Annotated in this window: 11 protein-coding genes; 1 reads left to right on the top strand and 10 read right to left on the bottom strand. The window is 62.0% G+C overall.

The features are described 5' to 3' along the window. The 5 genes from LZ538_RS00005 to LZ538_RS00025 form a co-directional block, all read right to left on the bottom strand. A partial coding sequence (locus tag LZ538_RS00005) for a beta strand repeat-containing protein (protein ID WP_249829949.1) occupies positions 1-1,978 on the bottom strand: 1,978 nt, incomplete at its 3' end. Between the two features lie 317 nt (positions 1,979-2,295). Next, positions 2,296-3,771 carry a phage terminase large subunit gene (gene terL / locus LZ538_RS00010; RefSeq protein WP_249829950.1) on the bottom strand — a complete coding sequence of 492 codons (1,476 nt, stop codon included), beginning with the start codon at positions 3,769-3,771 and terminating at the stop codon, positions 2,296-2,298. Continuing rightward, on the bottom strand, positions 3,768-4,154 hold the full coding sequence (locus LZ538_RS00015; protein ID WP_249829951.1) for a DUF5681 domain-containing protein: 387 nt from the start codon (positions 4,152-4,154) through the stop codon (positions 3,768-3,770). Before LZ538_RS00015 ends, terL begins: the two co-directional genes overlap by 4 nt. Further along, complete coding sequence (locus tag LZ538_RS00020) at positions 4,154-5,524, bottom strand: site-specific DNA-methyltransferase (RefSeq protein ID WP_249829952.1); 1,371 nt, start codon at positions 5,522-5,524, stop codon at positions 4,154-4,156. The genes LZ538_RS00015 and LZ538_RS00020 overlap by 1 nt, the downstream gene beginning before the upstream one ends. A 517-nt stretch (positions 5,525-6,041) precedes the next feature. After that, positions 6,042-7,022, bottom strand: coding sequence for a retroviral-like aspartic protease family protein (locus LZ538_RS00025; RefSeq protein WP_249829953.1), 981 nt, complete (start codon positions 7,020-7,022; stop codon positions 6,042-6,044). A 171-nt stretch (positions 7,023-7,193) separates the two neighbouring features. On the opposite strand from LZ538_RS00025, the gene LZ538_RS00030 reads away from it, so the two are divergent. Then, entirely contained in the window at positions 7,194-7,832 is a 639-nt protein-coding gene (locus LZ538_RS00030) for a PilZ domain-containing protein (RefSeq protein ID WP_283937521.1), read from the top strand. Here the strand turns inward: LZ538_RS00030 and LZ538_RS00035 are convergent, their stop codons facing one another. From LZ538_RS00035 to LZ538_RS00055, 5 genes are read right to left on the bottom strand one after another with little or no spacing between them, the layout of a single operon-like run. After that, entirely contained in the window at positions 7,833-8,246 is a 414-nt protein-coding gene (locus tag LZ538_RS00035) for a PilZ domain-containing protein (protein WP_249829955.1), read from the bottom strand. 44 nt (positions 8,247-8,290) lie between these two features. Next, positions 8,291-8,929 carry a DUF938 domain-containing protein gene (locus LZ538_RS00040; protein WP_249829956.1) on the bottom strand — a complete coding sequence of 213 codons (639 nt, stop codon included), beginning with the start codon at positions 8,927-8,929 and terminating at the stop codon, positions 8,291-8,293. Continuing rightward, positions 8,926-10,494: an aminomethyl-transferring glycine dehydrogenase subunit GcvPB gene (gcvPB, locus tag LZ538_RS00045; RefSeq protein ID WP_249829957.1), complete on the bottom strand. Its 1,569-nt coding sequence runs from the start codon at positions 10,492-10,494 to the stop codon at positions 8,926-8,928. Before gcvPB ends, LZ538_RS00040 begins: the two co-directional genes overlap by 4 nt. Then, positions 10,491-11,849: an aminomethyl-transferring glycine dehydrogenase subunit GcvPA gene (gene gcvPA / locus LZ538_RS00050; protein WP_249829958.1), complete on the bottom strand. Its 1,359-nt coding sequence runs from the start codon at positions 11,847-11,849 to the stop codon at positions 10,491-10,493. Before gcvPA ends, gcvPB begins: the two co-directional genes overlap by 4 nt. Beyond that, positions 11,849-12,532, bottom strand: coding sequence for a class I SAM-dependent methyltransferase (locus LZ538_RS00055; protein WP_249829959.1), 684 nt, complete (start codon positions 12,530-12,532; stop codon positions 11,849-11,851). Before LZ538_RS00055 ends, gcvPA begins: the two co-directional genes overlap by 1 nt. Between the last annotated feature and the right edge of the window lie 6 nt (positions 12,533-12,538).

Below are 12,538 nucleotides of genomic sequence, written 5' to 3' on the forward strand. Positions count from 1 at the left end.
GGTCACGCTCATCCTCAGGCGTCGTGGGATCGTCTACCGTCACTGGCGTGCCGAGGCCGTTGTCCTCAACAACAATACCCGTAGCGGTCGCCGCGCCACCGTTCTCGGCGATAGCATCGACGCTGAGCGTGCCGATGTTGGTGACAGCAACCGTGTTGACGCCAGAAGTCAGGCGAATGCCGGTTGCGTTGGCCGAGCTTTGCGCGACCGTGGTGGTCCCGCCGCCCGGAGTAGAAGTGGTGAACGTGCCGCCTGAAGCGTGGGCGACGACGTTCATCGTTCCACTGTTTGTGATGGTACCCGTCAGAACCGCCGGTGCTACGGCAGCTGCCGCCACCGAGCTGACCGGAATCACTACCAGCCCCTCGGCAACGACGCTGAGGCCAATGGCATTCGCCACAGCAGTTTCAGGCGCAATCGCATTCGCCGCGACGCTGAACGACCCGCTGTTGGTGTCAGCGATCGTCAACCCCTCGCGGCTCTGAATCAGGCCGGTCGCGTTAGCGTGCGCGGAACCGGCATCGCCCGACGCCGACGCACTCGCCACGACACTGTAGTCGCCGCTGTTCGAGAAAGTCGCCGAAGTCGCCGATTGGAACGCGCCCACCGCGGCGGCATTGGCCACTACATCGGTCCCGACCGCAATGGCCGTGGCAGAAACGTTTATCGTGTCCGTATTGACCAGGGATGCTGCGGCCGTCGTATCGCCATAGACGAACTGGCCGATGCCATTCGCGACAGCATTCGCAGAACCGGAGGTCGTTCCGTTCGCGGTTGCTGTGGCCGTGATGTCGATCGAGCCCTCGTTCGACAACGTTGCGGTGGCGACGTCACCCCCGAAGAAATTGACGACCTGGCCGACACCAACGCCGGTGCCACCCGAAGCGGTGGTCGCTCCGACGGTGGCATTAGCCGTTGCGATATCGCCAGTCGCGACTGCGTTCGCAGCAACCGCCATCGTCCCGTAGTTGGAAACGACCGCGTTGCCGGAGGTCGCAAGGATGGTGTTGGCGATGCCGTTGACAATCGCGGCATTCGCAACTGCAGTCGTAGTCCCGACCGCAAGCGCAGCGGCATTCACGGCCATATCGCCATGGTTGACGATCAAAGCAGTCGCAGTGTCAGCGGTGTATGCAACATTGACGATCCCACCAAAGACGTCGGCGCTGGCGGCTGCGGCGCCGGAAGCAGCGACCGCGGCGGCGGTAGCGGTAACGTCCATGATCCCATCGTTCTCGATGGAGGCGTTGATCGTCACCCCGTTAGCGCCGTTCTGGAAAACGCCGAAATCGATATCAGCGTGCGCAGTGGCGGCCGTGCCCCCGTTCGCGTTGGCGCTGGCAAGGACCGTGAGAATACCGTCGGCGCCATTATCAATCGCAATAGAGATCGCATCAGCGCCTGCGCCAGAGCCTCCCCAGCCGAGCTGGTAGATGCCGTAGCCGAAGCCGACACTGCCATCGAACGTAGCGTTCGCCACGGCCAAGCCCGTGCCCGTTGCATTAGCAACCGCGCCAACACCCAGCGCCCCGTCATTGTCGAGGGTCAGCGCGACGGTACCGCCGCCCGTCCCCATCTGGTTGACGCCGTCGTTGAATATCTGCGCGGTCGCGGTCGCGTCTCCGGCTGCATCAACGGCAGTGGCTGTCGCGCCGACATGGGCGGCCCCCGTGTTCGTGATCAAAAGCGTAACGTCGCCGGCCGGATCAGCACCGGTTGCGAGTGCATTCTGGCGAATTTCACCGGTAGCGACGCTGTTGACGACGGCCACGGCGGGATCATTGACGTCGTGCACGCCGGTGTCACCGATGTCGGAGATGTCCAGTGTGTCGGTCACATTCGCGCCGGTGTCAGCGGGCGGCGTGGGCGAATAAACGCCGGGCGTCACGGTGGTTGCAGCAAGCGCCGGCATGGCCATGCCAAACGCGGAAATGGACGCTCCCGTAAAAAGCGCGATGCGCCGCTTAGTGATATTCATAAAGTTAGACTTCCCCTTTCGCCGCGAATGCGGCGTTTAAATTCGAGTTGAGATGGGCTCCCCCTGGGCCGTCGCCCTGAAAGCGTGCGGACAACGTCACAACCCCGTAACAACGAAACGTTTCCGTTGGTCGTCGCTTCCGCGCAAGCGTGTGCTTTTTCGGCTACATTTTATGTCGGATAGCCGACATATTGGCCGATGATTTTGGTTATTATTGATTTAGTCAGAAGCTGTGTACGCTTTTTAATTGCGCTGATGGCGACCCGACAAAAGTCTCGGTTTTCGGGACTTCGGAGGCGAGGATTCAGCTTTGAGCTTCACGGGCGTCGGTCATTCCCGCTGTATTGTGGAAGTCCCTTCGGCCGCTTGGTGCCGGCAGGACGCTGGCGGGCGTAGCCCTCGGGCAGGAACTCACTCGCAAACCGCTGCTGGATCCAATCAAGGGCCTGGGACGTGCTATCCACCTGGTCGTCATTTGCCCGGTTGGGGAAGCCAAGCAGCTCATCGAGATAATCGGAGAGCCACGTTGCTTCTCGCGGAAGAACGACGCGCCCGGTTTCGAACATGACGCTCCTGGCCTGCATCCGTGCAAGCTTCTCGATCCTCGGCCTGACTATCACAGGCTTGCATTGAGTGGAGGTGCGTCGGAGATCCTGCGCGATCCCGCGGCCGAGGTCCGCATCCTCGATCAGTGTCATGTCGGCGCGGCAGTCGACATGCATCTTCTCAATCAGAGCGCGCAGGTCGGGCACCTCGAGACGCACGCGCTCGACGTGCAGCAGGTGAACTTCGCCAGCGCTAAGTCCCCAGACAGTCCCCGCCGACCAGTCCGCATTCTCCGACAGGGTCGAGGCCGTGTCCCAACTAATAAGCTTGAAATCGAACTCCTCGGGCGGTGCTTCACTAAAGCGCAGCCAGCCGCGCTTGATGATAATCCCGTCGTCCGGGACCGGCTGCTGCTGGTACTGAGCTTCGAAAGCGGTCCGGCCCATCTTACGTCGCAGCAGCTCGAGCTCTCGCTCGCCTGTCCTGGTCGGCTGGATCAGGTGACCTGGCTGGCGAACATGCGCCGGTCCGTATCCAAGGTCCCAGCACTCGCGGGTCGTGGCCACTGCAGGGATCCGAACCTGATCCCACTCCTCCTGCGCGAGCATGTGACCAGCCAGATCGTCGGCATGGAGGCGCTGCATGACGCAGATAATCGCGCTTTTCTTAGGGTGATTGAGGCGCGTTGAGATTGTGTGGTCGTAAGCGTTTTTCACGCGGTCGCGGGCGACCTTGGAATAGATCTCCTGTCCTTTGTTGGGGTCATCGAGAATGATGATGTCCGCCCCGCGGCCCAACACGCTCCCGTCGATTGAGGCAGCGAGACGATAACCTCCAACCGAGTTCTCCCACTCCATCAGGGAGGTGGGCACTCGTGGACGCAGGTTCGGAAACACACGGCGGATCCATTCGCAGGCCATCAGGCGCTGGAACAGCTTCGCCTGCGCCTTCGCAACGTCCCGGCTGTACGTGAGGCACATAATCTGTCGCCCAGGATGATGTCCCAGCACCCACGCAACAAACGCAATACCGACCAGGATGCTCTTCATGGTCCGCGGCGGCATGTTGAGCATCAACCTTTTGGTTTTCCCGGACCGCACCTCCTCGAGCTTCTTGGCAATCAGGTGGATATGCCAGTTCTCCTCGTAGGGGTTGCCGGGCTCGAGGGTCTCCATGACGCGCGCGACGAACACCGGAAAGTCGACACTCGCCATGGCGTCATAAAGGTTGGAAGGGAGCTGGTTCACGACGCGCCTCCCTCACCATCAGATCCACCACCATGGCGCCTCAGGAAGCTCGCGAGGACAGCTGGGTCGATCACGACCATCTTGTCTTCGTCGGAAGAGGCCGAAACGAGAGCGATCACGCGATCGATCGCTCTCAAATTCCCATTGGCCGCGTCATTGACGAGCTTTTTGACGATCAACTGTCGCTTCATGAGGTTGACCGTCTTGCCGTTCTCGGTGCCACTGACGATCTCGTCGAGTTCCTTCTCGACCAGCTTGACGAAGTCCCGCTCCTTTTTCGGACGGCCCCCAGGGTTCCCCGACTGCCCCTTGCGAAACTGTGTGCTGCGCGGCGGATTGCCCGGACCGACCTTCTCCGCGGGCTCGTTTCTAAGCCGCGCCATCACTCGGCCTCCTCGTCGAAGTCATCTTCGGCGACGGCTTCGGGGATTTGCGCGGCATTGGCGCGATCCTCGAGCTCCTTGAACGTCTCTCCGGTTTCGACGAGCACGGCGTCCTTGCCCGTGAGCTTCTCCCACCGGCGGATCGTCACATCACAGTAAAGCGGATCGATCTCGATCAAGCGCGCCTTACGGCGCGTTCGCTCCGCCGCGATAAGCGTCGTTCCGGAGCCGCCAAACGGATCCAGGATGATCCCGCCATGCTTGGAACAATCGCGGATCGCATCCGCGACCATCGACCAGGGCTTGACGGTAGCGTGCGATGCAAGTTCGTCGCTGCGCTCACCGTGGAAACCCGCGTTCCCGCGGTAGTCCCAAACGTTCGAGCGATATCGACCTGTCTCCCCGAGACCGAAATTATTGACGTGCGGAGCACTGCCGTTCTTCCACACGAAGACGAGTTCGTGCTGAGAACGGTAAAAGCTGCCCATTCCCGCCGAGTGCTTCTTCCACACGACGAGGTTCTTGAGTTCGGTGTAAGCCGCGTGACCCGCGTCGAGCATCTCGCGCATGTGGCGCCAGTCCATGCACTGATAGTGTATCGAACCGTCGATGCTGAACTTCGCCAGCAACTCGAAAGACGAACAGAGGAAACTGGTAAACTCCGTCGGCGCCATCTCTCCCGACGCCATGGCGAAATTGCCATGCTGGTGCTTGCCGTTGCCAGAGATGGCTTTCGCCGGGAGGTTATAGGGGGCATCGCTGAAGATCATCTGCGCGCGTTCCGCGCCAAGCAGCTGTTCGAAACTCTGCTCCTCGCGACAACTCGCGCAGATCAGACGGTGATCGCCGAGCGCCCAAAGAGCACCCGAAGCCGAGACAGGGACCGACCAAACATCAGGGACGTCATCCTCCGGTTCCTGCCCAGCTTCCGACTTCGTGACGGGCAAACAATCCAACTCGGCGGTGGAGAAACCGGTATCCTCGATGTTGAAGCTAATATCGAAGCTGAGGTCGATGAGTTCATCGAACTCCGCGCGAAGCTCACCGAGGTCCCACTCACCATCCTCGGACAGCTTGTTGTCCAGGATGGTGAACAAGCGAAGCTGTTCATCGCTAAGGTGGGACAGCTCGATAACGGGAACGAGTTCAAGCTTGAGTTTCTTGGCGGCGGCCCACCGGCGGTCTCCGACAACGATGCGGCCATTCTGGTCAGCGATGATGGGTACGAGAAATCCGAATTGACTGATAGCGCGCTCCATCCGCTCAACCGCCAATTTGGAATATTTGCGCAGCGATCGACGAGATGCCTTCAGCTCGGCTGGCGAACGATAGACAATGAAAATCCGAAGATCCTTGAGATCAAAGGTCATCGGAACCGACAATTGCGCAGCTGCGACCGTGCGGAGGCGGGACCGAACACGTATCTTAGAGGCAGCGTGGTTGATCGAAACGTCCATTGTGGGTCACCAAAGGAACCGAGCAGTTACGGGTCCAGCCGAGGAGCTCGTCCTCGAAAGCCCATTTCTGCTCTCCCTGGTGCAACGGGTTGCACGACTTGCGGAGTGCTGCTCCGCCCCCTCGGTTACGTTCGGGGCGAATAGTCGGATTGTAGCAGGTTGCCCTCGTCCGGGCAACTAACGCCTTGAATTAACCCGTTGAAAACGTTGACGAAAGATTGCAGACTCGCTTGGCTGCTCCCTGTTCGAGCCCTCATCGCGCCGCTGGTCTTTGCGGCACAAAGACGGCTAAGGCATTGTCCGAACTGGCTTATCTGAACAGCGGATGGTCAACGTGTGGGTCCACGGCTGGCCAGCCTCGCTGTTTTAGCAGGCAGAACAGGGAAGAGTCGCGAGCCCAAAAGTGGTTCTGGCAGTGACTGGCTTTGAATTAACGCGTCCGCGCGGCCGCCCAGCGCGTTTCCATTTCGCTTCTCTCCGGCAACATCACCCGGAACTTACGGTTCGCGAAGTCTATCGACACCTTCTTGAATGCTCGGATGGCGTTCATGCCGAGCAACAGCGCGGGCCTGTTCTCAAGGTCGAGCTGCCGAAACGTGTGCGCGTCGGTGAAGATGATCCCGAGATCATTGAGCGTGACCCCACCCAGCTCGAGCTCGCGGACGAAGGTGTAATTGCCGGATATCTTGCCGCCGGTGACCGACAGGAGTTCGACTTGGTCCTTGGACGCCCGCACGCGCTTACCCTGCAATTGCCGGCGCAGCGCTTCGTTCCCGAGGCTCACGGCAGAACCGGTATCGATCACCACAACGACGCGCCGGCCGTTCACGCTAGCATTGGTAAACAGCAGACGACCATAGCGACGCTTGCCGACCACCACGATCGTGCCAGGCTCGCCCCTGAAGTCGGGGGCCGAGGAAGGAACCACCGACATCGTATTCTTGTCGAAGTCGAACATGACCCGCTGCGAGGCGAGGGAATCCACTCCCAGGATGCCGTCTGCTCCCATGTGGGCCCTATCCAGAAGCGCAGCGTCGATCTCGCGCACTCGCTTCCGATCGAGTTCGAGCAGGGGAATCTTGGCCGTTTCAACGGAGGTCGCGCCGGATACGCTGTGAAGCATCACTGGCGCCTGCCGCGTGAAGCGAAGGCGATCGGCAACCTGGCGCGAAACGGCGGTGCGGTCCGCTCCGGTGTCGACAAGGAAGCGGTACGGGCCTGAACCCGCGAGCATGACCGGGACCGTCATCCGCTCGTCGACGTCGTCCTTCATCTGGACGTCGTCGGTCTGCGTGGTCTGATCAATCGGCTGCGGTCCGCTTACGGGCTGCAGCTGTATTCCGGGAGCCTGCGCTGAAAGCGGGGGCGCCGATCCAATCAAACAAACGGCCAGTGCCATGAGTCTCCGCATCGGGACCTCCCTGCCTGGAACACTACGACCGATAGATAGGCGGCGCAAATTCCAACCGAAGCGAACCGGTCTGAAACGAACTGGTAAGGGGTCATCGTTACGGCTCATGCGTGGGGCGGCTCGCGTGGCGAGCTGGATTGACGTGCGCAATCGAGGCTTGGAGCTGCAATTTTGGACCAACAACCGGTCGAGACCACGCTTTACTCGTTAGAGAAGTCACCCCCGTCTCCCAAACAGAGACGGGCCGATGAGAGGCACGTGAGCCTCCTTCGCGTCGGATCGCTGCTGGTGGAAGGGCGTCGCGAGCTCTGTCTAATCAAGAATATCTCGGTCGGCGGAATGCTGATTCGACCATATTCCCACCTCGCTGAAGGCACTCGGGTCTCGATCGAACTCCGGCAGGGCGAACCGGTGAGCGGCACCGCCCGCTGGACGCGCGGCGACAACGTCGGCGTCGAATTCGATGAGCCCATCGACGTGATCGGTCTCATCTCAACCCCAGACAATGGCCCTCGCCCGCGCAAGCCGCGGATCGAGGTCAGCTGCAATGGGTGGCTGCGCGAAGACGGCTATATCCACCGCATTGCCGTGGAGAACGTCTCGCAGGGTGGCCTGAAGGTCCTGAGCACCAGCGAACTTCCGGTCGGCGCGGACGTCGTCGTCTCACTCAGCGGCCTCCCCGCCTCCCCAGGCGTAATTCGCTGGCGGAGCGGCGATACTTACGGCGTGACCTTCAATCGCGCGCTTTCGCTTCCGGAACTTGTTGAGTGGCTGAAAGACCAGCAGGAGGGACCGCCGACGGCGGTCTGATCAGTCGCCGGGCCGCGGCACTGGAGCCGTGGTCATCCAGCGCTCAATCATCCTGCGTTCGTCTTCGCTCAATGGCCGGCAGGCGAGTCCCGGACGGCGAAATTCGGGCTGGATCCGCGCCTTTGGCTTCGGGACGTTCCGGAGCACTTCCTCCTTTTCGAGAGGCCGCTCGAAAGCGAGTCCCGCGAAGCGCCCCTGTACCCAGGCAACGCGCGCTCGAACGCTGAGGTCGTTCCTGCAGAACAGCGTCGAGGAGCCTTCCACCGGAAGCGCGTCACCCTCGATCAGGGCACCGTCTTTGGATAGGTTGCGCAGCTTGACCGCCTGCGTCGCGCCGCCGACTTCGACGGATGCGGCAAGAAGCACCGGCGAGCGGCGCGAAGACCGGTTATGCGTGATGCTGCTCTGGTCCATCGGGCCATCCTTAGGCCCGATCGGGTAAAACTTAGTTTAACGAGCTAGGGCGTCCGGACAAAAAGTAGCATCAGATTATTAGCCGGCATATCGCGCGTTTCGACAAGCTCGAAGCCCTGTGGCTCGGCGGCAGCAGCGAAATCCTCGACCGTCCTCAGGCCCCAGGCAGGATCCCGCCGCCTGAGGTCCGCGTCGAAGGCTAAATTGCTCGCAACCGTTGGAACATTCGATCTGAGCCAGGGCCCGTACAGGATCAGCGGAGCGCCCGACTTCAGCAGCTGTGCGGCGCCGGCGATCAGTCCCAGCGCGGAAGCCCAGGGGCTGATGTGAACCATGTTGATGCTGAGCACGGCATCCGCGCCGTTGATCGGCCATTCGCCTTGCGCTGCATCAATGACCAAAGGCGGGAAAAAGTTCTGCCGAGCAGATTCGACGCGCCATGCCTCGATCGAGGCCAGAGCGCCCGGATCCACATCGCTGGGCTGCCAATCAAGCTCAGGGAAGCGATCTGCGAAGTATTCGGCGTGCTCGCCCGTTCCGCTGGCGATCTCCAGGACCGTTCCTGTCGACGGCAGCCAGTCCTTCAAGACCTCGGCGATCGGTTGCCGGTTGCGAAGCGCAGCTGGCGCCGAGCGGAGGGCGCCAGCCTGCGGCGCCTCATAAAAGCGCCGCTCGTCGCTCACTCGGCGGCCTGCGCCGGCTCCGGCTCTCGATAGGTAAGGATCGGTTTCCGAGCGGCGAGCGTCTCATCGAGACGCCGACGCGGCGCGTGAACCGGTGCACCCTTGAGGCTCTGGTCCCCAGCTTTCGCTCGCTCGGCAATCGCACGGACTGCCGCGATGAACTGGTCAAGCCCGGCCTTGGATTCCGTCTCGGTCGGCTCGATCAGCATCGCGCCATGAACGACCAGCGGGAAATACATCGTCATCGGGTGGAAGCCCTCGTCGATCAGAGCCTTCGCAAGATCGATGGTGCTGAGACCCCCGGCGAAGCCTTTGTCCGAGAATATGGCTTCGTGCATGCAGGGCCCGCTTTCCGCGAAAGGTGCGTCCAGGACATCTTCGAGGCTGCGCAGGACGTAATTCGCATTGAGAACAGCATCCTCCGCTACCTGCTTCAGCCCGTCGGCGCCGTGACTGAGAATGTAGGCAAGCGCACGGGTGAACATGCCCGTCTGTCCGTGGAAGGCGACCATCCTCCCGAAGGCGTTCGGATGTTCGTCCCCCGCATTTTCTTCCTCGACCATCTTGTAGCTGCCGTCAGGATATTTCGCTGCGAATGGCAGCGGCCCGTAGGGCGCAAGAGCTTCGGACAGCACAACCGGACCCGAGCCCGGGCCTCCGCCGCCGTGGGGCGTCGAGAATGTCTTGTGCAGGTTGATGTGCATCGCATCGATGCCGAGGTCGCCGGGGCGGACCTTGCCGACGATCGCGTTGAAGTTCGCGCCGTCGCAATAGACGAACGCTCCCGCCGCGTGGACCGCGTCGCTGATCGCCTTCATGTCGGGCTCGAACAGTCCGCAGGTATTGGGATTGGTGATCATCACCGCAGCGACGTCCGGGCCCAGGCGTGCCTTCAAAGCGTCGAGGTCGACGCGTCCGGCCGCGTTTGCAGGAATATTCTCGACACGGTAGCCGGCGAAGGCCGCGGTCGCCGGGTTGGTGCCGTGGGCACTCTCGGGAACGAGGACAACCTCGCGCTTGTCTCCGCGTGCTTCCAGCGCAGCGCGAATGCAGAGAAGACCGCACAGCTCGCCGTGGGCTCCCGCCTTCGGGCTCATCGCAACTCCGTGCATCCCCGTGAGATCGAGGAGCCAGAAGGCAAGTTCGTTGATCACCTGCAGCGCGCCCTGCACCGTTTCCTGCGGCTGCAGCGGATGCACATCTGCAAATCCAGGAAGCCGCGCTACCTTTTCGTTGAGGCGCGGGTTGTGCTTCATCGTGCAGGAGCCGAGCGGGAACAGCCCCAGGTCGATGGCGTAATTCTGCCTCGACAACCGCGTGTAATGCCGGACAGCTTCCGGTTCGCTGAGACCTGCGAGGTCGATCGGCTTCGAGCGTTCCAGGGACCCGATGCGAGACGAGCGTTCGGGCATTTCGGCAAAATCGACGCCCGTCTGGTCCGTCTTGCCGATCTCGAACAGCAAAGGCTCTTCGAGCATCAGTGCGCGGTTTCCAGTTACCGTCTGCGCTTCGCCCTGCTCGTTCGCGGGCGCGGAAGGCCGCCAGCCTGAAGGATTGACGGTCACTGCACCACCTCCTCGAGCGCCGCCTTCAGCGCCGCAATGTCCTCACTCGTCGAAGTCTCCGTAACCGCGATCACCAGGCCGTTCTTGAGCGCATCGACGCCGGGATATAGCCGCCCGAGCGACACTCCGCCGAGCACGCCCTTTTGGACCATGGCATGAACCGCCGGGCGCGCCTCGACTGGCAGGTTCACCGTGAATTCGTTGAAGAAGCTTTCGTTGATCACCGTGACGCCGGGGATTGTTTCCAGCTGCTCCGCCGCTTCGCACGCGCGCGCGTGATTCAATTGAGCAAGCTGCCGAAGCCCCTTCTCCCCAAGCAGGCTCATGTGGATCGAGAAAGCTAGCGCGCAGAGCCCCGAGTTGGTGCAGATGTTCGACGTCGCCTTCTCGCGCCGGATGTGCTGCTCGCGGGTGGACAGGGTGAGTACGAAGCCGCGCTTGCCTTCGGCGTCGACCGTCTCGCCGGCGAGGCGGCCAGGCATTTGCCGGACGAACTTCTGGCGCGTAGCGAACAATCCGACATAGGGGCCGCCGAACTGCAGGCCGACGCCGATCGACTGTCCTTCCCCGACGACGATGTCCGCGCCCATCTCGCCAGGCGATTTGATGAGGCCGAGCGCGACCGGCTCGGTCACGACCGCGATGAGCAGCGCCCCGGCGGCATGCGCCGCCTCGGCGATCGGGGCGAGATCGACGATGCGTCCGAGAATGTCGGGATATTGCACCACGACCGCGCTGGTTTCCCCATCGATTGCCGCGATCAGCTTTTCGGCGTCGGTTTCACCGGTCAGCTCGGGCAGAGAAGCCTGGAGCTTGTCCTCCGTGAACTTGGCCATCGTCCTGGCGACGCCGACGTAATGCGGATGCACGCCGGATGAGATGATTGTGCGGTTCCGGCGCGTGATGCGGTGCGCCATCACGATCGCTTCCCACATGGCGGTCGAACCGTCGTACATCGACGCGTTCGCGACTTCGCAGCCGAGCAGCCGCGCCACCTGGGTCTGGAATTCGAACAGCATCTGCAGCGTGCCCTGCGCGATCTCGGGCTGATAGGGCGTGTAGCTGGTCAGATATTCGCCGCGCTGGATGATATGATCGACGCTGGCAGGGACATGGTGGCGGTAGGCGCCGCAGCCGAGGAAGAACGGCGCTTCACCGGCGACCATGTTCTTGCGCGAAAGCGCCGTCATGTGACGCTCGACCGCCATTTCCGAGGCGTGCATCGGCAGGCCCTCGATCGGTCCTTTGAGACGCAGGTCCGCAGGAACGTCGCGGAACAAATCGTCGATCGAGCCGGCGCCGATGACTTGCAGCATCTCGCTGCGGTCGGCGTCGCTCAGTGGCAGGTAACGCATCAGTTGGGCTTCCTCATGATGAAGCGAAGTCGGACATAATCGGCCATGTTGGAGCCGACGCGGTCGGCAACGGCATCGGCAATTTCAGCGCGCTCGCCTTCAGGAACCAGCGCTCGGTCGAGCCAGCCCTTGCGGAAGGCTGTGACCCAGGCGGCGATGCCATGATCGATCGGAGTCGGGCGCTCGATCAGGCGCGCATCGACGTCGCGGAAGCCCGCCTCCTCGTAGACCTCGGCGAATTCTTCCGGTGACGCGTACCAATTGCCGGCTTCGGAAGGCGGCCGATAACCTCGGCCGATCAGTTCGTCATCCAAGGCCTCGCGCAGCTTCTCGAGGTTCCCCTCGCCGCCCATCTCGCCAACGAAGCGGCCGCCGGGCCGAAGGGCCCTGAAGATCGCCGCTGCCGCCTGCTCCTTGGCGAGCACCCAGTGAAGGGCGGCATTCGAGAAAGCCGCGTCGAATTCCTCGGAGAAAGATATGGCCTCAGCGGCCAGCAGTTGCGCATCAACGCCATTCGCTTGTGCCGCCGCGACCATCTCGGGCGAATTGTCGATCCCGAGGACCGTAGCGCCGCGTTCGGCGATCTTCTTTGTCAGGGTGCCCTCGCCGCAACCCACGTCCAGGATTCGTTCGCCCGCCTGCGGATCGAGAAGCTCCAATGCAGCGCCGCCAAGCTCGGACACGAACGT

The organism is Sphingomonas hankyongi (genome assembly GCF_023516575.1).
Taxonomy (GTDB): Bacteria; Pseudomonadota; Alphaproteobacteria; order Sphingomonadales; family Sphingomonadaceae; genus Sphingomicrobium; species Sphingomicrobium hankyongi.